Source organism: Lysinibacillus irui (assembly GCF_028877475.1).
Taxonomy (GTDB): Bacteria; Bacillota; Bacilli; order Bacillales_A; family Planococcaceae; genus Lysinibacillus; species Lysinibacillus irui.
The window spans coordinates 2,232,967-2,252,900 of the sequence record NZ_CP113527.1 but is presented as its reverse complement, the minus strand read 5'-3'; the positions used below and the strand labels follow the sequence as shown (position 1 = coordinate 2,252,900).

The 19,934-nt window shown below is 35.7% G+C and carries 23 protein-coding genes and 1 pseudogene; 4 read left to right on the top strand and 20 right to left on the bottom strand.

What is annotated here, in order from left to right:
* Positions 1-148 precede the first annotated feature (148 nt).
* The 8 genes and pseudogenes from OU989_RS11335 to OU989_RS11300 all read right to left on the bottom strand — a co-directional run.
* Entirely contained in the window at positions 149-664 is a 516-nt protein-coding gene (locus tag OU989_RS11335) for a hypothetical protein (protein WP_274793151.1), read from the bottom strand.
* A gap of 139 nt (positions 665-803) precedes the next feature.
* Positions 804-1,298, bottom strand: a complete 495-nt coding sequence (locus tag OU989_RS11330; protein WP_274793150.1) for a GNAT family N-acetyltransferase — start codon at positions 1,296-1,298, stop codon at positions 804-806.
* A 56-nt stretch (positions 1,299-1,354) separates the two neighbouring features.
* A complete protein-coding gene (locus tag OU989_RS11325; RefSeq protein WP_274797327.1) occupies positions 1,355-2,710 on the bottom strand; it encodes an NAD(P)-binding domain-containing protein in 1,356 nt (451 codons plus the stop codon).
* A gap of 100 nt (positions 2,711-2,810) precedes the next feature.
* Positions 2,811-3,017 (bottom strand): hypothetical protein, encoded by a 207-nt coding sequence (locus OU989_RS11320; RefSeq protein WP_274793149.1) that lies wholly within the window; start codon positions 3,015-3,017, stop codon positions 2,811-2,813.
* 34 nt (positions 3,018-3,051) lie between these two features.
* A complete protein-coding gene (arsC, locus tag OU989_RS11315) occupies positions 3,052-3,483 on the bottom strand; it encodes an arsenate reductase (thioredoxin) (protein ID WP_274793148.1) in 432 nt (143 codons plus the stop codon).
* An 11-nt stretch (positions 3,484-3,494) separates the two neighbouring features.
* The gene (gene arsB / locus OU989_RS11310) at positions 3,495-4,550 is read right to left on the bottom strand and encodes an ACR3 family arsenite efflux transporter (protein ID WP_274793147.1); all 1,056 of its coding nucleotides are present in this window, start codon (positions 4,548-4,550) and stop codon (positions 3,495-3,497) included.
* Positions 4,543-4,869 (bottom strand): ArsR/SmtB family transcription factor, encoded by a 327-nt coding sequence (locus OU989_RS11305; RefSeq protein ID WP_274793146.1) that lies wholly within the window; start codon positions 4,867-4,869, stop codon positions 4,543-4,545. The genes arsB and OU989_RS11305 overlap by 8 nt, the downstream gene beginning before the upstream one ends.
* A 224-nt stretch (positions 4,870-5,093) precedes the next feature.
* Positions 5,094-5,273 (bottom strand): annotated as a pseudogene (locus OU989_RS11300) (DUF3885 domain-containing protein); the annotation flags it as partial.
* A gap of 60 nt (positions 5,274-5,333) precedes the next feature.
* Between OU989_RS11300 and OU989_RS11295 the strand changes: the two are divergent.
* On the top strand, positions 5,334-5,483 hold the full coding sequence (locus OU989_RS11295) for a hypothetical protein (protein WP_197278953.1): 150 nt from the start codon (positions 5,334-5,336) through the stop codon (positions 5,481-5,483).
* Positions 5,484-5,553: 70 nt separating this feature from the next.
* Here OU989_RS11295 and OU989_RS11290 read toward each other — a convergent pair whose 3' ends face one another.
* The 6 genes from OU989_RS11290 to OU989_RS11265 form a co-directional block, all read right to left on the bottom strand.
* On the bottom strand, positions 5,554-6,309 hold the full coding sequence (locus tag OU989_RS11290; protein WP_274793145.1) for a class I SAM-dependent methyltransferase: 756 nt from the start codon (positions 6,307-6,309) through the stop codon (positions 5,554-5,556).
* A gap of 128 nt (positions 6,310-6,437) precedes the next feature.
* Positions 6,438-7,286 carry a hypothetical protein gene (locus OU989_RS11285; RefSeq protein ID WP_274793144.1) on the bottom strand — a complete coding sequence of 283 codons (849 nt, stop codon included), beginning with the start codon at positions 7,284-7,286 and terminating at the stop codon, positions 6,438-6,440.
* Between the two features lie 123 nt (positions 7,287-7,409).
* Positions 7,410-7,883 carry a DUF3291 domain-containing protein gene (locus tag OU989_RS11280; RefSeq protein WP_274793143.1) on the bottom strand — a complete coding sequence of 158 codons (474 nt, stop codon included), beginning with the start codon at positions 7,881-7,883 and terminating at the stop codon, positions 7,410-7,412.
* 157 nt (positions 7,884-8,040) lie between these two features.
* Positions 8,041-8,532, bottom strand: a complete 492-nt coding sequence (locus tag OU989_RS11275; protein WP_274793142.1) for a DinB family protein — start codon at positions 8,530-8,532, stop codon at positions 8,041-8,043.
* An 84-nt stretch (positions 8,533-8,616) separates the two neighbouring features.
* Positions 8,617-9,600 (bottom strand): ornithine cyclodeaminase family protein, encoded by a 984-nt coding sequence (locus tag OU989_RS11270; protein ID WP_274797326.1) that lies wholly within the window; start codon positions 9,598-9,600, stop codon positions 8,617-8,619.
* A 30-nt stretch (positions 9,601-9,630) separates the two neighbouring features.
* Positions 9,631-10,971: an MFS transporter gene (locus OU989_RS11265; protein ID WP_274793141.1), complete on the bottom strand. Its 1,341-nt coding sequence runs from the start codon at positions 10,969-10,971 to the stop codon at positions 9,631-9,633.
* 164 nt (positions 10,972-11,135) lie between these two features.
* Between OU989_RS11265 and OU989_RS11260 the strand changes: the two genes are divergently transcribed.
* The gene (locus OU989_RS11260) at positions 11,136-11,645 is read left to right on the top strand and encodes a helix-turn-helix domain-containing protein (protein WP_319023455.1); all 510 of its coding nucleotides are present in this window, start codon (positions 11,136-11,138) and stop codon (positions 11,643-11,645) included.
* Positions 11,646-11,797: 152 nt separating this feature from the next.
* Here OU989_RS11260 and OU989_RS11255 read toward each other — a convergent pair whose 3' ends face one another.
* The gene (locus OU989_RS11255; protein WP_274793140.1) at positions 11,798-12,682 is read right to left on the bottom strand and encodes a LysR family transcriptional regulator; all 885 of its coding nucleotides are present in this window, start codon (positions 12,680-12,682) and stop codon (positions 11,798-11,800) included.
* Positions 12,683-12,787: 105 nt separating this feature from the next.
* Here OU989_RS11255 and OU989_RS11250 point away from each other — a divergent pair, with 105 nt between their 5' ends.
* Positions 12,788-13,555 (top strand): sulfite exporter TauE/SafE family protein, encoded by a 768-nt coding sequence (locus tag OU989_RS11250; protein WP_274793139.1) that lies wholly within the window; start codon positions 12,788-12,790, stop codon positions 13,553-13,555.
* A 165-nt stretch (positions 13,556-13,720) separates the two neighbouring features.
* Here the strand turns inward: OU989_RS11250 and OU989_RS11245 are convergent, their stop codons facing one another.
* From OU989_RS11245 to OU989_RS11230, 4 genes are all read right to left on the bottom strand, one after another.
* On the bottom strand, positions 13,721-14,218 hold the full coding sequence (locus OU989_RS11245; protein WP_274793138.1) for a DinB family protein: 498 nt from the start codon (positions 14,216-14,218) through the stop codon (positions 13,721-13,723).
* Between the two features lie 157 nt (positions 14,219-14,375).
* Positions 14,376-15,887: an MFS transporter gene (locus OU989_RS11240; protein WP_274793137.1), complete on the bottom strand. Its 1,512-nt coding sequence runs from the start codon at positions 15,885-15,887 to the stop codon at positions 14,376-14,378.
* Between the two features lie 256 nt (positions 15,888-16,143).
* Positions 16,144-17,106 carry a serine hydrolase domain-containing protein gene (locus OU989_RS11235; protein ID WP_404809739.1) on the bottom strand — a complete coding sequence of 321 codons (963 nt, stop codon included), beginning with the start codon at positions 17,104-17,106 and terminating at the stop codon, positions 16,144-16,146.
* A 188-nt stretch (positions 17,107-17,294) separates the two neighbouring features.
* Complete coding sequence (locus OU989_RS11230; RefSeq protein WP_274793136.1) at positions 17,295-18,035, bottom strand: glycosyltransferase; 741 nt, start codon at positions 18,033-18,035, stop codon at positions 17,295-17,297.
* A 328-nt stretch (positions 18,036-18,363) separates the two neighbouring features.
* Between OU989_RS11230 and OU989_RS11225 the strand changes: the two genes are divergently transcribed.
* Positions 18,364-19,320: an arsenic resistance protein gene (locus OU989_RS11225; protein ID WP_274793135.1), complete on the top strand. Its 957-nt coding sequence runs from the start codon at positions 18,364-18,366 to the stop codon at positions 19,318-19,320.
* A gap of 32 nt (positions 19,321-19,352) precedes the next feature.
* On the opposite strand, the gene OU989_RS11220 is transcribed toward OU989_RS11225, so the two are convergent.
* Complete coding sequence (locus OU989_RS11220; protein ID WP_274793134.1) at positions 19,353-19,862, bottom strand: YfiT family bacillithiol transferase; 510 nt, start codon at positions 19,860-19,862, stop codon at positions 19,353-19,355.
* Positions 19,863-19,934 lie beyond the last annotated feature (72 nt).

Here is a 19,934-nt window from a genome sequence, read left to right as displayed (position 1 = left end):
ACTATCAAAGGACATTAAAGTAAATAACATACATACCTAATAAAAGATTAAAAAGAGCTGCCTAGGCAACTCTTTTCTTTAAGTATAACTTCTCTTTTTAATACAACTTATAAATCATTAAAATAATAAGTTAAATGGTTTTTGATGATTAGAGTGGCCCACCTTCAAAACCAATAGGCCATCCATCCTCTTTACATTTCACTTTATACTGAAACTCAAAAGGACCATCATAAATAAAAGCTAAACTAAACCCTGTAAATAGATAATCGTCAACATTCACCATCTTTCCAAAACTTATTGTGGATAGATAGTAATGCTTCATTTCTTGAGTAGGAAAAAATTTCTGTAGATAGTTTAATGAACGGCTTATATGTAGATGGAGTTCCTCGAAAATCTTTTCTGCTAGTTCGATTAAAGCCCTATCAGGGTTTTCATTGCTCCCTTGAATAATAATCTCCACATCTTCCCATTCTCCAATATCCATACGATATAACCATTGTTCCTTTAAGAAATATTTCTCACTATCATATACAGGTGGATTAACGAGGTTTAATTGTTTGATCTCATCGTGAGATAACGGTTTAACAAAATTAAGCTTATGATATAAAATGTCTTTGATATTAGCGACAATGTATTTGGATTTGTTTAATTCGAAAGAGTCCATTTTTCACCTCATAACGTAATTTTTAACTTTAATTATAGCATCATCCTTCTTCAACTATTCTACAAAATTTGTTAATGAAGGGATAACTTCGAGTAAAGGAAGCATGTTATTTTATTCATGCTTGGGATTTCCCCTCACATTAAATTATCTCCTTACATCTTTTTTCCATAATAACGGTATCATGCCATTCTCCATTTAACTGAGCAATTTTTTCTCTCGTTCCAACAACTCTAAAGCCCATCTTTTGATGTAGATGAATGCTTGCTGTATTAATGACAAAGATTGATGATTGGAGTGTCCAAATCCCTTCCTTTTCACTCTCTTCAATTAGTCTTTTAAATAGCTTTGAAGCAATACCTTTGCCTTTACTGTCATTTGATATGTAAACACTGACTTCTCCCACTCCGGAATAAACCACGCGTGTAGAGACGGGGGAAATGCCAATCCAACCAACAACTCTATTGTATTCCTCTGCTACAAAGCGCAATGTTTCATGATGTCTTTCATCCCATACCTGTTCACTTGGCACATTGGTTTCAAAGGTGGCCATCCCTGTTTCGATTCCTTCTTTATAAATCTTTAATACCTCAATTAAATCATTCTTTTCCATTTTACGAATAACTAGTGTATCCATCCTATTTCCCCCTTATTATTTTAAAGGACTGCTAGCTTTCGCTAACAGCCAAATGTTTAACAACATGAATTCGATTGTTTAGCAAGATTAATACCACATACCCCTGTTTCAGGTAACTCCAATTCAACACGTTTCGAAGCATCATAATTACCTGATAAATAAGCTGTTATGGACCGAACTTGTTCATAGCCAGTTGCCATTAAAAAGGTTGGTGCGCGTCCATAACTTTTAGCTCCGACTATATAGAAGTCCTTTTCTGGTTGACGTAGAATTTCTTCTCCATGTGCTCTTACTGTGCCACAACTATGAACATTAGGATCGATTAGTGGTGCTAATGCATGCACACTTTCTGTTGCTGAATCAATGGAAAGCCGTAATTCGCTGTTCATTGAAAGGTCTGGTCTATTTCCGGCATTGACAATAAGCTCTTCAAATCCTGTCAATATTTTCTGTTCACCATTTATTGTACCGACAATATGGATGTTCTCATCTTTCTTTACCTGTGAAATATAGAAAGGTGTTATTACCTCAACTTTCCCTGTGTCTACTAATTCATGAATGCGAATACCGAGTGCGCCACGTGCAGCCAATGCATCTTTTTCCTCGCCACCATAGACCTCTTCTGCAGAGTGTTTACGCATAATCCACACTAACTTTGTTGAAGGATTCTCTGCCTGTAATTCCGCAAGTGCTAATAAGGTATTGATAGCCGAATGGCCACCGCCAATAACGGCAATCTTCTTATTGGCATATCGCTTCGTATTTGTATGTATGTCTGGGATACCATACTCAATGTGATCTGCTAATGCTTTTTCACTTTGAAGCCATACACCTGTAGAATTTGCTGGGTTTGGATTCCCCCATGTACCCGTCGCATCAATAACTGCTCTCGCCTCAATCATACGGATGTCATTCTCTTGTTCAATATAAATAATAAAGGATTGCTCTACTCGATTTTTTGTCTTCATCTTGTCATTCAATTGTCTTGAAATCCCGACTACTTTTGCGTTCAATTGAATGTTAGGATTAATTTGTTCGTGCTCAGACAAAGGCTTTAAATAAAGATCAATTAATTCATGTCCTGTCGGTAACGTATCCAAATGAGGTTCTATCCAACCGGAGGCATTTAATAAAGCTCTACCAGCTTTATTGATGTTATATCGCCATGGTGAAAATAATGTAACATGCCCCCAAGTACGAATATTGTATGCTATTTCACGCCCAGCCTCTAGTAAAAGAAAGGCTTGCTTTTGTTCCACTAAATGAGCCGCTGCAGCTAATCCAATAGGACCTGCCCCGATTATGACAATCGGTAAATTCTTTTTAGAGTTATTAACACTCTCCTGTACTTCAATATCCTTCGTAGTACTACAACAAGATTCATTTTGGTTGATTATTTCAAGTGTTTTCATCATAATTACTCCTCTACTTTCTTTATATAAGCATTCCCTTATATATAATATATTTTTTACGTCTAGCAATTAGCTAGACGTTTAAACTCTGCTTGTAAAATTAACACATTGCTTCACCAATTTCTTTTATTGCTTTTTCAAATTGCAACCATGTAGAATTGCCGTAACGATTCATATCTCCTTTAAAGAAGAAATCAAAAGCAAATTCTTTAGCCTGTTTCAATGTGAATTCTCTACTATTCATAATTAACTTTAAATAAGCGATAAAATAATCTTGAGTTAATACACTAGCATGATTTACTGTCATTTTTGCAACCTCCATTCAACAGATGCTTAAGAAATCAGTGGGGAGTATCCAAACACTCCTCAGCTATAAAATGCTCAATGCGTTTGCCAATCACATCACGTACATTTTGGAATACAGTCCATTTTTCTTCGTCTGTACCTACTGCTTTTGCTGGATCTTCAAAGCCCCAATGCTCACGACGAACGTGTGGTGGAGTCATTGGGCATTTTTCAGCGGCATCCCCGCATAATGTGACAACTAGTGTTGCATTGTTCAATGTCTCAAAATCAATTAAATCGGATGTGTGATCCGAAATATCAACTCCTATCTCTGCCATCGCTTTAATGGCATTTGGATTTATGCCATGTACTTCAATACCAGCACTTTTTACTGTCCAATTAGATGGTAGTAATTTTTTTGCCCACCCTTCTGCCATTTGACTACGGCATGAGTTCCCTGTACACAAAAAATAAAGTGTATTTGTCATAATATTGCTCCCTATTTAATAGTGTTAAAGTATTTTTTCTGCCAACGTAAGGCAACCCATACAAGTCCGATGAGAACAGGTACTTCTACAAGTGGACCGATAACTGCGGCGAATGCCACTCCACTATGCAAGCCAAATACGCCGACAGCTACAGCAATCGCTAACTCAAAGTTGTTACTTGCAGCGGTAAAAGATAGGGCTGCTGTGACAGGATAAGATGCGCCAGCTTTACGTGAAGAGAAGAATGAAACAACAAACATGATGATAAAGTAAATAAATAATGGAATAGCAATTCGTACTACATCTAGTGGCAGTTCTACTAATTGCTCACCTTTTAAGGCAAACATCATGACAATCGTGAATAAAAGTGCGATTAAAGTAAGCGGTGAAATCTTCGGTAGAAACTTTTCCTCATACCACTGTTTTCCTTTTACTTTAATCCCTATCCAACGTGTGAGGAATCCTGCAGCGAATGGGATACCTAAGTAAATAAGTACGCTCTTTGTAATTTCCCACATGGATATTGTTACATTGAAGTTCTCTAAACCAAACCAACCAGGTAATACATTTAAGAAAAAGTAAGCAAAGATCGAATACGTCACGATTTGAAAGATAGAGTTAAAGGCAACTAATCCAGCTACATATTCCCGGTCTCCACGTGCTAAATCATTCCACACAATGACCATGGCAATACAGCGAGCTAAACCAATCATGATAAGTCCAGCCATATATTCAGGATAATCGTGTAGGAAGATGATAGCTAAAAAGAACATTAAGAACGGTCCGAGTAACCAGTTTTGAAAAAGAGATAGCAAAAGCACTTTCCAATCCTTAAATACGCGCCACATTTCCTCATACTTTACTTTTGCTAAAGGCGGGTACATCATGACAATTAACCCTATAGCAATGGGGATGGACGTTGTGCCAATCGACATGGAATCTAATGCTTCTCCGACATCGGGTATCGTGATACTTAATACGACACCTACTCCCATCGCAATAAATATCCAAAGGGTTAGAAAACGATCTAGAAAAGAAAGCTGTTTGGTTAACGATTCATTACTCATGATCAGTTCCCCCCACATGGCAACAATCTGTGCCACAGTTGCATCCGTTTAAAGGTTGAATTTGTTCTAAAATACCTTTCATCAGTGGCGTTTGATCCTCTACTAAACGGTAATGTTTCCAAGTCCCTACTTTTCGCTCCGTAATAATGCCTGCCTCCTTTAATTTTCGTAGATGTTGACTAACTGCTGGTTGTGATATACCTAGAACATCTACAAAATCGCATACACATACCTCCCCATTTTTCATGCATGCAAGTAATTTAATGCGATTCAAATCAGCTGCTGCTTTTAATTGTTTTTCAATTTGTGTGTTTTCCATGGATCTTCACTCCTTATATAACAATTTGCTTATATATTCGTTTAAATAAAATCACCTTATAAGGAAAGGTGACTTCATCATTATATAACTATATTCTTATATTATGATTTTATGTTTTGATTTGCAACAAATATTTTAATGAGAGCCTTCCATATTGGAAAGACTCTCCAAAGTGTTACTTTCTATACAATTAATGTGGTTGTGCCGAATAGTTCAATAACCATTTATTTAAACACTTGATCTATTTTGTCTTTGTCGTAACCCAATATCCAATCATTGTATGTAAAATAAATGTCTCGTATTGATTCAGGCGAGGTAGCGAGTAAACCACATCCTCTATCATCGTAAATGTGAAAAATGGTTTTCCTTTTGATATTTAAAAAATAAATCCTATGAATAATACTGTAAGTTTTGCGGATAAAAAATCATCTTCCACTCACACTAATAGTGGAGGTGAGATGATAATGGGTAATAACAAACATAAAAATAATAAGACTCAAGATAACAAAAAACAGCAGAATCAAAATCAAAATGCTAACAGAGAGCGTGCGAACAGAGAAGAGTTCGCTGAGGAAGTAGACTTTAGCCGCATTCAAAATGAAAATAAACGTTAGTGATACTTCCCCCCAATATTCACTTAAAATGAGTATTGGGGGTTTCCTTTTGAATCAACTCTTTTGATGTCTAGACATTGCCTAGATAGCTTCGTGTAATGTTTGGGAGAACAATTTTACCATTCTTACTGTATTTTTCAAATAACTCTGTTAGAAGAAAAACAAAAGTTTGATATTCCCCGTCGTTTTTTTTCGGAGCATAGGACGCTGATAAATTCCTTCCTAAGAAACCTTCATAATCAAAAAGCAATTCATTTTCATATTTTTTAAACTCATATTGTCCATCCTTAAAAAAGCTAGTAAATACCTCTAGTGTTTCTTCCATTCCACCACTAAATCCGTTGAAATTTGAACAAGTCTTTTGGCAAATTGCGGCATTCTCTTTAATAATTGGATTAGTTAAATCCCTGCTATTCCACACAAGAGCAACTTTTGACTTTTGTTTTCCTATTCGTTGACATTCTATTTTAAATGCTTTTTTATCAAACCAATGAAAAGCCTGCGCAACAGTTACTAAATCCACACTATTTCCTGTTAAAGTAGTATGTTCAGCAGTTGCTTTTATGGATTCGAAACGAGGATATTTTTTTAATGATTGCTCTGCCTTCATTCTCATATCATCATTCGGCTCAACTCCAATAACATGTAGACCTCTTTCAAGTAGTAGACTGCTAAATATACCTGTACCTGAGCCAATATCGGCAACAATTCGATCCTCATTTAGTTCATTTACTGCAATCAAATAATCTATATATTCTTTTGGGTAACTAGGGCGATATTTCGCATATATATCAGCCTTATCTGTAAAATTTTCTGTTGTTTTCATCGTACTACCTTCTTCCTGTCGATATTTTGGAATAGGAGAAAAATAGTTAATTCCAAATACCACTTATTGATAATAAAGCCTCCACTCCTACACTTCTTGCATGTAGCAAGGATTTGATTGAGAAGTTGCTATTGTTTATTTTCTTTTGCTTTTAAGCATTCAGTTAAATTAATAAAATCTTGAACTGCTTCTGACATGGATAGTTTTTTAGCAAGTGATATCCCCTTTTGAATAGATGTAGAGGCATCTTCTAATTTATTTGCTTTAATTTGGGCATCTGCAAGACAATACCAGTAAAACCAGGCGTCCATTTTTGTGATTTTATTTTGATAAAACGTTTCAATTTTCGGGTAATAATGGTTGAATAAAGCTTCATCATTAACTAGCTTTTCACCATTCCAATTTAGGACATTCACTAAATAACTATCTCCTATATACATTTGCCAAATTGCTATACCAACCTTTTGATCTACATGTATGATGTCCATTTTATGATAAGGAATATTAGTAATCTTCTCAAATGATTCTCCAGCCCATTTGAAAATTCCGAGTTCACTTCCTATGGCCGCACCATTTGTAACACCAAATAAATATTCTTTTGTTCCATCACCAGTAATATCTACCAATCCCGAAAAATTTAAAGCCACTCCCTTAACTTTGGTTTCCCATACTTTTCTCCAAATTCCGTTGTCCTTTTTTAAGACCATTGTTCCGTACTGTGAAGGGGAAGGTTGTTCAATTGCTTTTATTTCAAAAGTAAAAATGATCTCTTTTTGCCCATCTTTATTAAAATCATAAAGTTGGATTGGGTAAGTAGAGAAAGGTTTTTCGGGACTTATTAGTACAGAGTTTAAAGGCTTAAATGCCTGAACAATTTTAATTAGGTCATTGTTCTCGTTTTCATTCGCGTACACAGATATCAAACAAAAGTTAACGAATGGAAGTGACAGTAAGGTAAAAAGTATTATTTTTTTCAATATCTGTCCTCTTTTCACTAAATATCGTCCTTCCATTATGAACGTATTTAGAAAATTAATACATCCGAAATCACGCTTAGCCAAAGAATGTTTAAAAACAGGTTTTTAAAATGTTTACCCAGCCTAAAATTCCTCCATTAAAGAGAACCTATCTCCCTTTTCATCAAAGGGTTGCTTAAAATCAAAGGCAAACGCAGTAGAACCATGCTGGATATAATAGTTGTATCTCTTAAATGCCTCAATCCAAGAGACATCATCCACCTTTTCTGTCCACCAAACTACATAGGAAAGGTGTTTTTCTGGATAAGGCTCGATCCATTTACTTTTGTCTTGTAACGCTTGTTTATGCTGTCCTGAATAGGTGAAGTGATATAAGGATTGAGGATTTCTCCATACGGTTAGCGTAAGTATGGGAGAACCTTTTCCCTTCACGGTTTCTTCAGGCAAAGCGACTCCTTCAGGTGAAAATGACTCTATCAGGCCTGATTTTGTTGCCTGTCGGTATACTTCATTGCCTACTTGAAAAAATTCTCGAGAGCTAGGGTGGTCATAGGGATGATTTAGCCTTCCAATAGTATAAATCGCAACGAATGCCATAAATAGCCCTCCATCTATCGTCTTTCTATAGATATATTCAAGTAAAGGTCTGTAAATCCCTTTTTTTACTAACTCATTGGTCTCATATTATTGCTGTTTCAACTATAAAAAATGGGAACAACCGATTTGGATGTTCCCATTTTTTATATAAGATTTTTTAAAAGCTACGCTTCTCTGGCCAAACTCCTTGCATTTTACTTAAAAATACAATTTGCCCAATATGATAGGCGTCGTGCATTACTAAACTCTTCAGTTCAATTACTAATGATCGATCTTCAGGGATTTCTTTGTACAATGCTTCATATTCTGGTTTTGCCAGTATTTTTTCTAGTTCCCGATGGACATACAAATATTCCTGTTTGGTTTCCTCCCAATTTTGCCACGTCACAGTTGGTAATTGAAAGGTAGCGTCATTATTTTCTGCCTGTGGTTCATTTTCTTTATCACCAAGAATCCTCGTGAGAAATCTCTTTTTATAGAAAAGTAGATGACAAACTATTTCCCAAATGGAATTCGTTGCCCCTTCAGCAGGCTTCCAAATGGCCTGTTCTAAAGTAATATCCTCTAGCACTTTTTCAAGTGATGGAAACCAGTCTTCTTCATCTAAACAGCTTGTCCATTGTCGTAACAGCAATGTTTTGGCAACCATTTTCAATTCCTCCTATTTGATCCTGTCTCCTTTGTAAATACAGCCCTTTTATTTCTTCTGCTAATGTTCATATTGTCATTAGTATTACATATCAATTTCTATGCCAATTCCTAGTTCCTTTGCTTTTTGATATACGCCTTTCGCGACTGCTAAATCATAGTAAGCTGCACCTACCGATTTAAAAATGGTAATCTCCTCTTCGTCCTCTCTACCATTCTTAGTCTCTGTGACAAGTTTACCAAGGTCACAATATATCTTGTCGAAAGACCAAATACCTTTTTCTGCTGCATGAATAAATTCACCAGCTTCATTTTTTACGCCATTATGATCATCTACTACAATTTTATTAGCTTTCAAAATAGTGGTCTCATCTATTTCACGCATAGTTGGTAAATAGGATCCTATACCATTAATATGAGTTCCTGGCTTTAAATATTCTCCATCTAAAACGGCACTTGTTGATCTTGTAGCACAGCAAATAATATCTGCTTGCTTGACTGCCACTGATACTTCATCTATGACCTCAAAAGGGATTTTCACTCCATATTCTTTTAATTTCTCACCAAAACGATGTGCTTTAGAGGTTGTTTTATTAACAAGTAGAATTTTAGTGATAGATCTTACAGCTAGTACGCCTAGTACTTGCTCAAAAGCCATCCCACCTGTTCCAATTACTGTTAGAATTGTCGCATCCTTTTTTGATAAATAATCTGTAGCAATCCCACTTAAAGCTCCAGTTCTTAGTCGAGTTAGATAAGAGGCATTCATCATAGCCACATGGGAACCATTCTCTGCATCTGTAAGTAATAAAACTCCTTGCGTTGTGGGCATCCCCTTTGGAGAATTTTTAGGAAAAATGGTCACTACTTTTACAGCGGCAACTTCACTCACTAAGTCTGCACTTGGCATATAGAGTGCCGATGCATCATGATCTGGAAAATCTATGACAGTTCGATGCACGTCGGCAATTTTATTTTCTTCTTTTGCTTTTAATACTTTCCTAACATCCTCTATCGCATTTTTCATATTGTAGCTCTTCATAATCTGTTCTTCGTTTAATATCAACATCATCCATATCCTCCATTAAATCGTCTGTCATCACGACTTCATAGTCCCAACTGGGATTTTTTTCGTATCACTTAATTTCGATTCTTTTTGAATGTCGTTGTCTAAATTCTCTTGACTACGATCTTTAACAGCCCAAATGGCAATTAGTGATACGATTGCTGTAAAAATAATATATAAAGCAATTGGTATATAGGAATTATCAAATTGAACTAATAGAGCTGTTGCTACTAAAGGAGCCGTTCCACCTGCTACAGCTGCACCAATTTGGTAACCAAGTGTAATCCCTGTGTAACGAATTTTTGCGTCGAAAATTTCTGAAAACATTGTCCCTAGCACGGCCGTAATTGGCGACCAAATAATGCCTAGACCGATGATTGTGGCTACTACAAGTAATATCGCGGATTGTTGCTGTAACATCCAAAAATAAGGGAATGCAAAGAGTATCATGCCAACCGTTCCAATAATGTATAACTTTTTGCGTCCATATTTATCAGACAAGCTTCCCATTATAGGAATTAAAATGGTCGTAATGATTGTGGCAATCATGACGGCATTTAGAGTGACAGTTCTTGAGAAACCTAAATTTGATGTTGCATAGGATACAACAAATGTTCCAAAAATATAGAAAGGTGCTGTTTCAACAACCTTCGCTCCAATTGCAATTAAGACTTCACGCCAATAGTTTTTCAATGTTTCTATAATAGGTAGTTTAGGAATGTCACCTGATTCTTGCACCTTTTTAAATGATGGTGTCTCATCAATTCCTTTACGAATCCATAAACCAAATAAAACTAAAAATGCACTTATTAAAAATGGTATACGCCATCCCCATGACATAAAGGATCCTTCAGGAAGTAAAGTCATTATAGACAATGCAACAGTTCCTAACACCATACCAATCGTTACACCCATTTGTGGTATAGCTCCATATAATCCTCTCTTTTCCTTTGGAGCATATTCGACAGCAAGTAAAAGAGCTCCTCCCCATTCTCCACCAATACCTAATCCTTGTACTAATCGTAAAGTAATCAATAATATGGGAGCCCAAATGCCAATAGCTTGATATGTAGGAAGTAATCCCATCCCAAAGGTAGCAATCCCCATCAAACTCAGCGTTAATACGAGTGTTTTTTTACGGCCAATCTTATCTCCAATATGACTGAAAATAACTCCACCAAACGGTCTAATAAAGAACGATAAAGCAAAGGATGCGTAAGCAAGTAACAAACCAACTGTAGGATCATCATTAACAAAAAAAACTTGATTAAAAACGAGTGCCGCAACTGTGCCATACAAAAAATAATCGAACCATTCAATGGAACTCCCTACCAAACTAGCAATCCAAATCTTTCTCATTTGTTTTCCATCCATCTATTTTCCCCCTTTGTTTGAAATTGAAGTGGTACTTCAATTTATTCTTGTTATTACTTTACAATTACCCGAATTCTCTGTCAATAATAGAAATTACTTTTTTATTATGCTTTCTATTAAAACGTGTATAGAATAAAATAGTATAATCAATAAAGGGGTTTGATATGATGACATCAGATTTTCTAGGAGAGACATTGAAAAGAATACGCAAAGAAAGACAATATACATTAAAAATGCTTGCCACTCAAACAGGAGTTTCTATTAGCTTCTTATCACAGGTGGAAAGAGGAAAATCTAATGTAACATTAGACTCTTTGAAGAAAATTGCAGATGCTTTAGGTGTAAATCCAAGTATTTTTTTCCCTACTAACAATGAAGAATTACATGAAATACGTTCCCAATTCCATTATTTAGACTTATCAGATGGGAATATAGATGCTTCCTATCTCCCCATGCTTGTGACATTAAAGGCTGGAGAAAATGAAGGAAACGCTCTTTCCCATGACGGTTATGAATTTATCTATGTTGTAGAAGGAGAACTGACCATTATTATTGAGGAGAAAAAATTTGTTTTGCAAGAAAACGAGTCTAAAATGTTTGATGCTAGAAAAACGCATTACTGGTACAACTATCAAGAGAAACCTGTCAAGTTCCTACTTGTTTCTTCACAATAAAAATGACTTATAAAGAGCCATGCTACATGTAATGTGTAGCATGGCTCTAAACCATTAATAATAGCTAGTTCCTCTCACCTATGAACTGTTAAACTGAAGTAATCAATAATCGAGAAGTTAGCATGCCCTAAATGCTAGTTCTATATTGTTGATTACTTTAACCTGTCTAAATGAGTTTTTAAATATTGAATAAATGGATGCTCTGCTATTTCTGATTTGCGTGTACAGATAAATAAACTTTGTTGGATATTTACCTGCTCAACAAATACTCGAGCCAGTTTTCCATTTGTTATATTGTCTATCACACTATAGGAGGGTGCTAAAGTCATACCGTATCCTGCTTCCACAACTTTAATCGATTCATGCAAGCCCTGCATTTGAAGTCCAAACTTAGGTAATGGGGCATTAAACGTGTAAAATACTGACTCCAGTAAATCTAATGTCGAGCTACCACGCTCCCGATAAATAAAGTCTTCGTTCGATAGTTCGGAAATGGCAACGGTTTGATTTGCTAAAGAATGTGATGGGTGGACAATAAACCAGAACGGGATATCTAAAATCTTTTCAAATTGAAGATCATTATGACCAATATTGCTTTGAACGACAAAACCAATATCTACCTCATAATTCAGAACCTGTTCCTCAACAGATTTTACATTACCTAACGATACAATACATTCAATGTGAGGATTCGCAAGCTTATACTGTGCTATAAAAGGCGGCAGTATATAATTAGTTGGAATGTAAGAAGAAGCTATATGTATTTTGTCTTCCTTTGCTAAAAATTTAGCGAGTTTTTCATCGATTTGTCCTTCTAAATAAAATAAACGCATTCCCTGCTCGTATAAAAACCTCCCCTCTGGAGTTAACTGAATCCCCCGTCCTTTGCCTTCAATTAATTTTGTTCCAATTTCATTCTCTAATTTCCGAATTTGAATCGTAACAGCAGGTTGACTAAGTAGCATACTATTCGCTGCTGCAGTAATTCCACCAAGCTTTGCCACATTCGTAAATATTCTTAATGCATGCAAATTCATTTTAATCACCCCTCCTTATTCATAAATAAAATTTATGAATAAACAATTATTATATATTTGTTTTATATATAGTTTAACAGTAATTTAAGGATAGAGGTGATTTAAGTGGAAATTTTATTACAAGAATGGGTATCAGCAAAGGGTTTTATTTTATTTACAATTGGGTTACTTGCGGCAATAATTGGCGTTCTTTTTGGTGCTGCTGGCTTTATTTTAATGCCTTCGATGTTACTTATTGGCATTCCAATTCATACCACGATTGCTGTTAATAAATTTGCGACAGGAATTTCAGCTCTATCCAATGTCGTTACGTTTGTCATAAAAGGACAGGTATCTTTAAAACAATACAGGTCTTTATTATTTTTTTCGAGTTTAGGAGGAGTGTTTGGTGCGTTTTTAGCCCTTCTATTATCGGAGCAAATTATGAATGTGATAGCTTGTATAAGCTTAATTTTGGGATTTATTATTGTTATTCGCAGTAGTACATTCATTGTTAAAGAAATAAAAGAAACACAGGAACAAGTGACTAATAAACTCATTCCGTTTGCGATTTCAATCTATGACGGTGGTTTTGGACCAGGCTCAGCTCTTATGAATATAACCTATTTCTTGAAAAAACAATATAACTATGTAAAAGCAGTTGAATTAACAAGAATTATCTCGTTTTCAAGCTGTACAGGTGCCTTTCTCTTTTATTACTTTACTGGCATTGTTAATTGGGGCATAGCGATTCCTGTTTCAATGGGCTCAATTGTTGGCTCTTTCTTAGGTTTAAAGATTATTCCTTATATTAAAATAAAGTGGGTTCAACTTATATTACCAATTATCTTTTTTTTGCTAATTGTTCAGATTGTAACGGATTTAATAAAATAACTAACATGTAAGCAATTCAGTATAAAAACAGATGCTCACTTATAATGAGCACCTGATCTAGAAAATAAGATAGTTAAAACAGCTTTATTTTTAGAACATTTTTTGTTTACTCGTGATACTTGTCCAAGTTACCTTATATACGTCCTCACACTTTAGGTTGTTAGATTATTGAGCTTCCTCATCTGCAGAAGGGCCGTACATACCTGGCACTGGAATGTTGAGAAGTCGTAAGTATACCCCCAGCTGCGCACGGTGATGGATCATATGGCTTAAGCCGAAGGTACGGAAGGCAAGCGCTCGTGGTTCACGGCGGATGATTTGCTCGCCATGGCGTAGAGTCCATTCTTCACCGAGCGTTTTCTCGTCACAATCGGCTAGTAGCTTGTCTATTTTGCCGACGTTTGCATCAAACTCAACTAGAATGTCAGAGCGACTTTCTAATGCCTCTCGACGAAGCGGCACCGTTGAGAGATCAAACTCGGTGTGCTGAAAAATTGCCACTTGCCAGTTCAGCAGGTTGATTAAGTGGGTGGCCAGTCCGCCGAGCGTCATCGATTTATCATGAGGCCTCCATGCCATATGCTCATCGGGCAAACAGTCTAAAATTCGACGCGTTGTAGCTAGTTCATACATAGCGTCACCAATGATCAATTGTCTAACCATTAGTATCTCCTCCTTTTTGGTTAAGCATACTATAAATTCCATCCAAGAGGCAATTGCGCATTTTAGTTGGAGGATATATAAAATAAAAAGATTCCATGCTTTAACACTACACGGAATCTTTTAGAATGTTGGTTATGATGGTTTTTTATCTTTAAAGTCAATTATTTTTTTCTTCTTCATTTATTTTTATGTCCAAACGATCTTCAATACGTTCTTCAATCTCTTTCCTCTCGTCATGCCACCATAATGCTTCCTCAGGTTCTTCTAAAATCTCTTTGATTTCAGCTTTCTCTGCAACTGCTGGCGGTGAACCTCGAAGAGCTTTTCCTGAAGTTTCTTTTACGAAGATGGTTACAACAATAATACCGATAACAGATGCAAATATTAGATAGTAGGCTGGTACCATTTCATTCTGTGTTTTACTAATTAACCATGATACAAGTAAAGGTGTCGTACCTCCAAATAAGGAGGCAGAAATATTAAATGTAATGGCTAATGCCCCATTCCGAACTTTGGTAAAAAATAGTGAGGGCAATAATGCAGGCATGGTTCCTTGGAAAGAGGAGGAAAATACCGCAAGAATCATTAATCCTAGAAAGACAAGTAATGAGTTATTACTACCAATTAAGTTAAACGAAGGGATACTTAAAATAATCAAACCAATTAAACCGCCTTGAATGATCTTTTTTGCTCCAATCCGGTCACTAAAATACCCCATTAACAAAACAATCGGAATCATAATAATCATGGCAATAACAATTAATAATAGTCCTTCTGCTTCTCCATAACCAAGTACAACGGTTAAGTGTGAAGGCATATAAGATAAAATGGTATAGTTTACAACGATATAAAAGAATACAACAAACATACCTATAAGGATTGCTCTCCAGTGGAACTGTAAAATGTGCTTAACGGATATATGATCTTCATCGTCAGATTTTTTTTCCTGCATCGCTTCAAAAACAGGCGTTTCTTCTAAATTATTCCGTAAATAAAAGCCGATTAAACCAATAGGGGCAGATAAAAGAAACGGAATTCGCCAACCCCATGCTAGCATCGTTTCCTCCCCTAACATAAACGTAAGTAACGTAACAAGACTTGCGCCTGCGATATAGCCAACTAAGGTGCCGACCTCAAGACCACTTGACATAAATCCTCTTTTCTTATCTGGAGTAGACTCAGCAATAAACGTCATAGCACCTGAATATTCTCCACCAGACGAAAATCCTTGAATTAAGCGAGCAATGAGTAAAATAATTGTGGCAGTAGAGCCAATAGACGCATAGCTAGGGATCAAGCCAATACTTAATGTGGCTAGAGCCATCATGATTAAGGTTATAGCTAAAACTTTTTTACGGCCTAGGCGGTCCCCAAGCATACCAAAGAAAATGCCACCAATAGGTCGAGCAATAAAGGCAACAGCAAATGTCGCAAAAGAATAAACTAATTGCATAGGGCCACTTACTTCAGGGAAAAATACTTGTCCAATTGTAGCTGCAAGATAAGAGTATATCCCAAAATCAAACCATTCCATTCCATTACCAACAGCCGTCGCGACAACAGCTTTACGTGCAGATTTTGAGTCAACAACGGTAATTTCTTCTTTTTTCAACTTTGGTTTCGATTTTCTTTGTAATTTTGGGCTATTATCATTTTTGTTAGAAGCCAATCGAAAACCCTCCTTGTTGATTAATTGATCTAATCTTAAACTAACCAAAATATAATTTATTATTTATCTGTCTTTTCAATAATTACCGGAAGTTAAGCTTAGTCAATGATCAACTTGAGTCTCTTCAATGATTCAAGTTTTAAGAATTATTGCGACCAATAGGGAAATAAATAAAGCCATCTGATCAAATTCAGATGGCTAATAAAAAATGGATCTCTATATCTTATTTTTCTTATAACCTTCGCCATCCCTTGCTCTAACTAAACAATGGCAAAATATGCTTTCTAATCAATTCAATTCGATCTTTGGCACGTGGTATAAAGCGAGACGCAATCGTAACGACCATTTTTTTATTGGGGTTGTTGAAAATGACATTTCCTCCGTCACCCAGTGCTGCATAGCAATCATCATCAACTATCCACCACATGTATCCATATGACAACTCTCCGAATCGACTTTTTTCCTTTGTGCTGTCCTCTATCCATTTGGAAGAAAGGATTTGCGAGTTGCCCCATACACCACTATTTAAATACAACTGACCTATTTTCGCCATATCGCGTGGCGTTAAAGTAAGCCCCCAACCAGCAGTGTTTACACCTGAAGGATCCACTACCCAACCTGTTACATATTGATCTTTAAGAAAAGCGAAATGTTCTTCTTTATTTCGTAAAAACGTATGTTGAGGAGCTGTAATGTCGAGAGGTTTAAATAAGCTCTCTATAGCGAAGTCCTTGACAGATTGACCAGTAGCATTTGTAAGAACACCCGATAAAATATGTGCGCCAACGGTTGAGTATTTAAACTCCCCAATATGTCCTCTGCCTCCAAGTAAATCTAATGTAGCTTTTACCCAGTCATCACTTGAGTAAACTTTTGTATAGGGCTCTGACTTGTATTTATACGGTGCAGTCATAGTCAGCAAGTCTTTTATCGTGACTTTTTGAATTGTTTTTTCGCCACGCTTCACTGTATAATCTGGAAAAAATTCTAAAACCTTTTGCTCTACATTGTTAATATATCCTTTGTCTATTGCCATACCAATAAGAATAGATATAATACTTTTTGTTACAGAGGCTATATGCAATACATCATCTTTAGTGTATCCATCAAAATATGTCTCATAAATCAAATGACCATCTTTTCTAATCGCAATACCTGCTATATTGGCATATTCCTTTTTTATGGTAGCCTCAAAGTTAGAAATAGGATTATTATTCATTTTTATCTTTTGGTATTGATACATTGACGTCAAAGATATCAATTCATTCCTTTCAAAATGATTGATCAATATTGATGTAATTAGAATAATTTACTATAAAATGTTTTTCAATGCTTTTCTTTATTCGATTTAATTTTGGAAAGACAAAATGAATTCTTTTCTTAATGAAGTCATTACCGCTTTTATTTTTATCTATCTTGATTTTCATAATAGGCTTCATCCGCATATTTCTGGTCTGTTCCTTTAAGATAGGCTAGGATCATTTTCGGCCGTTTCAGTAAAACCCAGTCTCCATGTTTATCAAACTTTCTTGTAGAAGTGAGCATCCCGTTTTGAATTGTCCCATATTTCTTCCCGTTCTTTTTTCCCCACACTTTTAATCGTTTAGCGAAATCTGCATCTTCTGCCATTAGCATATTTTCATTAAATCCGTTGATTGATTGAAAATCCTTTTTATAGCACCAAAAGATTCCCACAGAAATGGCTCCATATTTAAACAATAGTGGTCCAATTAATAACAAAGTGGAAACAAAAATTCCTAAAGACATTCTTTCAAATTTCCCTGTAACCCCGCCGCCAATGTATTTCCCTGAAATTAAGTTCTCCTGTGCCTTAGACAACACATGTTCATTCATCTGGGTATCTGCATCAATTGTTACGATTATTTCACCGCTAGCTATTTCAACACCTGCGTTTCTAATTTTCGAAAGGTTTTTATCATTATTCTTTACAATGATACAATCATACGATTTTGCAATTTCTTCCGTTCGGTCTGTACATCGATTTAACACAACAATGATTTCAACTTGATTTTTACATAATTTAGAGGCTCTTGAAACAGATTCTAAACATTTTCCAATATACTTTTCTTCATTATGGGCAGGTATGATAATAGAAATTTTTAAATCCTCTTTTTCCATAACATTCATATATTCTAATCCCCCTTCATAAAACCTTCTCTAGCTGTTTTAGATGCTCTTAATTAATTTTTAATGATAGGTCATTATTCGAGAAAAGCTGGAAGTATTGTATTGTTTCAATTTAATCCGATGCTGGAACGACATAGTCGCCATAAATATATGAATAATCCCCCATACGTTATCACATACACTCAAATTGAGTATCCTTTAGGAGCCATTCCGATGTTAACGACCCTTTTTCAGCTAGTTAGAACAAACATGATATGGTACATTAGAATTGAATCTAAAGAATGCTCTTTCTACTTTGTTAAAAGTAGGGATTGAAATAGGAGTTATCATGATTTCAAGAGAAAAATTAGAAAACAATCAAGTTTTCCTGTATGTAATTGTGTTGTTAATCGCAGCTGGCGTAGGATTATTAGCACCTTTTGTGGGTGAACAACTTGACGTTACCATTTCATTTGTTATTGCTATTTTAATGTTTAGTATGTTTTCTCAAATCCCATTTACAGCGTTGAAGGAATCATTTGCTAATCGTCGTTTTGTTGGGGCACTTCTAACGGTCAATTATGTTGCTGTCCCTATCGTTGTTTGGCTACTAACAATGCTATTACCCGAACATCCACCTTTATTGCTTGGGGTTTATTTAGTGTTGCTTACACCTTGTATTGATTATGTGATTGTCTTTACAGCTCTTGGACGTGGGAATGAAAAAGCTATGCTGATCTCAACACCTATTCTCTTCTTCACTCAAATGCTTTTATTACCTTTATATTTGTGGTTATTTCTTGGAAAGGAAGCATCCAGAATTGTTGAAGCGTCACCTTTCCTAGAGGCATTTTTAGTGCTAATTGTACTACCTTTAGTCATTGCGATATCGCTCCAACTTTTTGCTAAAAAATCGCAAGTTGGGGATCAATTAATTCATCTATCCGCCTGGCTGCCCGTCCCTTTTATGGCGTTAACTCTTTTTGTTGTTGTCGCATCACAAATTGGAAAATTATCGGCTTCCTTGGAGTGGATCATAAAGGTCATCCCAATATATATCCTATTTATGGTGATTATGCCGATTCTTTCAAAATTCATTGGAAAAACGTTTAAACTTGATAGTAAATCAGGTAGAGCATTAGTTTTTAGTGGTTCAACTCGTAATTCACTGGTTGTCCTCCCACTGGCACTAGCTTTACCAGAAAATATAAATACTCTTGTAGCAGCGATCATTGTCACGCAAACTATGGTAGAAATAATAGGAGAAATCATTTATATTCGTGTTGTTCCGGTTCTCATTAAATAAGTGGCTTACCGAAACTCGATAAGCCACTTCTATTATTTTTCTAATGCGATTTGTATATGGGCAAGGTGATGCTCTTCATGCCAAGCTAATTTTGCCACTTTAGTGGCAACTGTTATTTTACCGTTTTTTTGGTGTATAAAGCTTCGATCTAATTGATCCTCAGATAAAGTACTTCCTAGAAATAGGATTCGCTCATTTATTCCTTCTAACATCTTAATAGAAGTTTCTACAGGAAGCTTGGTATCTGGTAGAATAGCCCACTTTTCTTCATCAAAAGCTGGAACTGTTGGATTCTCATCCGTTAAAGCTAGCTTCAAACGTTGATACATATTCAATTGAGAATCTGCAATGTGATGAACAAGTTGACGAACTGTCCAGCTACCATCACGATAAGTTTTGCTTAACTCCTCTTCATTTAAAGAGCCTACAGTTTCTCTTAAACGAGTCGTGTAAGTTGCGATATCCTTTAGCCATTCTTCTATATTTTCTAATGTTACTTTTTCAGGAACCTGTAGTTTGCCAATTGGGTATCTTACATCCATTTTTCATCCCCCTTTTCCCTATTATTATCTTGATTAAATCTTCTTCTGATAATAACAGTAACTTTGAAAATA

Coding starts and splice junctions, on each gene's coding strand:
- OU989_RS11335 (WP_274793151.1), bottom strand. CDS start 664: ATGGACTCTTTCGAATTAAACAAATCCAAATACATTGTCGCTAATATC.
- OU989_RS11330 (WP_274793150.1), bottom strand. CDS start 1,298: ATGGATACACTAGTTATTCGTAAAATGGAAAAGAATGATTTAATTGAG.
- OU989_RS11325 (WP_274797327.1), bottom strand. CDS start 2,710: ATGAAAACACTTGAAATAATCAACCAAAATGAATCTTGTTGTAGTACT.
- OU989_RS11320 (WP_274793149.1), bottom strand. CDS start 3,017: ATGACAGTAAATCATGCTAGTGTATTAACTCAAGATTATTTTATCGCT.
- arsC (WP_274793148.1), bottom strand. CDS start 3,483: ATGACAAATACACTTTATTTTTTGTGTACAGGGAACTCATGCCGTAGT.
- arsB (WP_274793147.1), bottom strand. CDS start 4,550: ATGAGTAATGAATCGTTAACCAAACAGCTTTCTTTTCTAGATCGTTTT.
- OU989_RS11305 (WP_274793146.1), bottom strand. CDS start 4,869: ATGGAAAACACACAAATTGAAAAACAATTAAAAGCAGCAGCTGATTTG.
- OU989_RS11295 (WP_197278953.1), top strand. CDS start 5,334: ATGGGTAATAACAAACATAAAAATAATAAGACTCAAGATAACAAAAAA.
- OU989_RS11290 (WP_274793145.1), bottom strand. CDS start 6,309: ATGAAAACAACAGAAAATTTTACAGATAAGGCTGATATATATGCGAAA.
- OU989_RS11280 (WP_274793143.1), bottom strand. CDS start 7,883: ATGGCATTCGTTGCGATTTATACTATTGGAAGGCTAAATCATCCCTAT.
- OU989_RS11275 (WP_274793142.1), bottom strand. CDS start 8,532: ATGGTTGCCAAAACATTGCTGTTACGACAATGGACAAGCTGTTTAGAT.
- OU989_RS11270 (WP_274797326.1), bottom strand. CDS start 9,600: ATGTTGATATTAAACGAAGAACAGATTATGAAGAGCTACAATATGAAA.
- OU989_RS11265 (WP_274793141.1), bottom strand. CDS start 10,971: ATGGATGGAAAACAAATGAGAAAGATTTGGATTGCTAGTTTGGTAGGG.
- OU989_RS11260 (WP_319023455.1), top strand. CDS start 11,136: ATGATGACATCAGATTTTCTAGGAGAGACATTGAAAAGAATACGCAAA.
- OU989_RS11255 (WP_274793140.1), bottom strand. CDS start 12,682: ATGAATTTGCATGCATTAAGAATATTTACGAATGTGGCAAAGCTTGGT.
- OU989_RS11245 (WP_274793138.1), bottom strand. CDS start 14,218: ATGGTTAGACAATTGATCATTGGTGACGCTATGTATGAACTAGCTACA.
- OU989_RS11235 (WP_404809739.1), bottom strand. CDS start 17,106: ATGAATAATAATCCTATTTCTAACTTTGAGGCTACCATAAAAAAGGAA.
- OU989_RS11230 (WP_274793136.1), bottom strand. CDS start 18,035: ATGAATGTTATGGAAAAAGAGGATTTAAAAATTTCTATTATCATACCT.
- OU989_RS11225 (WP_274793135.1), top strand. CDS start 18,364: ATGATTTCAAGAGAAAAATTAGAAAACAATCAAGTTTTCCTGTATGTA.
- OU989_RS11220 (WP_274793134.1), bottom strand. CDS start 19,862: ATGGATGTAAGATACCCAATTGGCAAACTACAGGTTCCTGAAAAAGTA.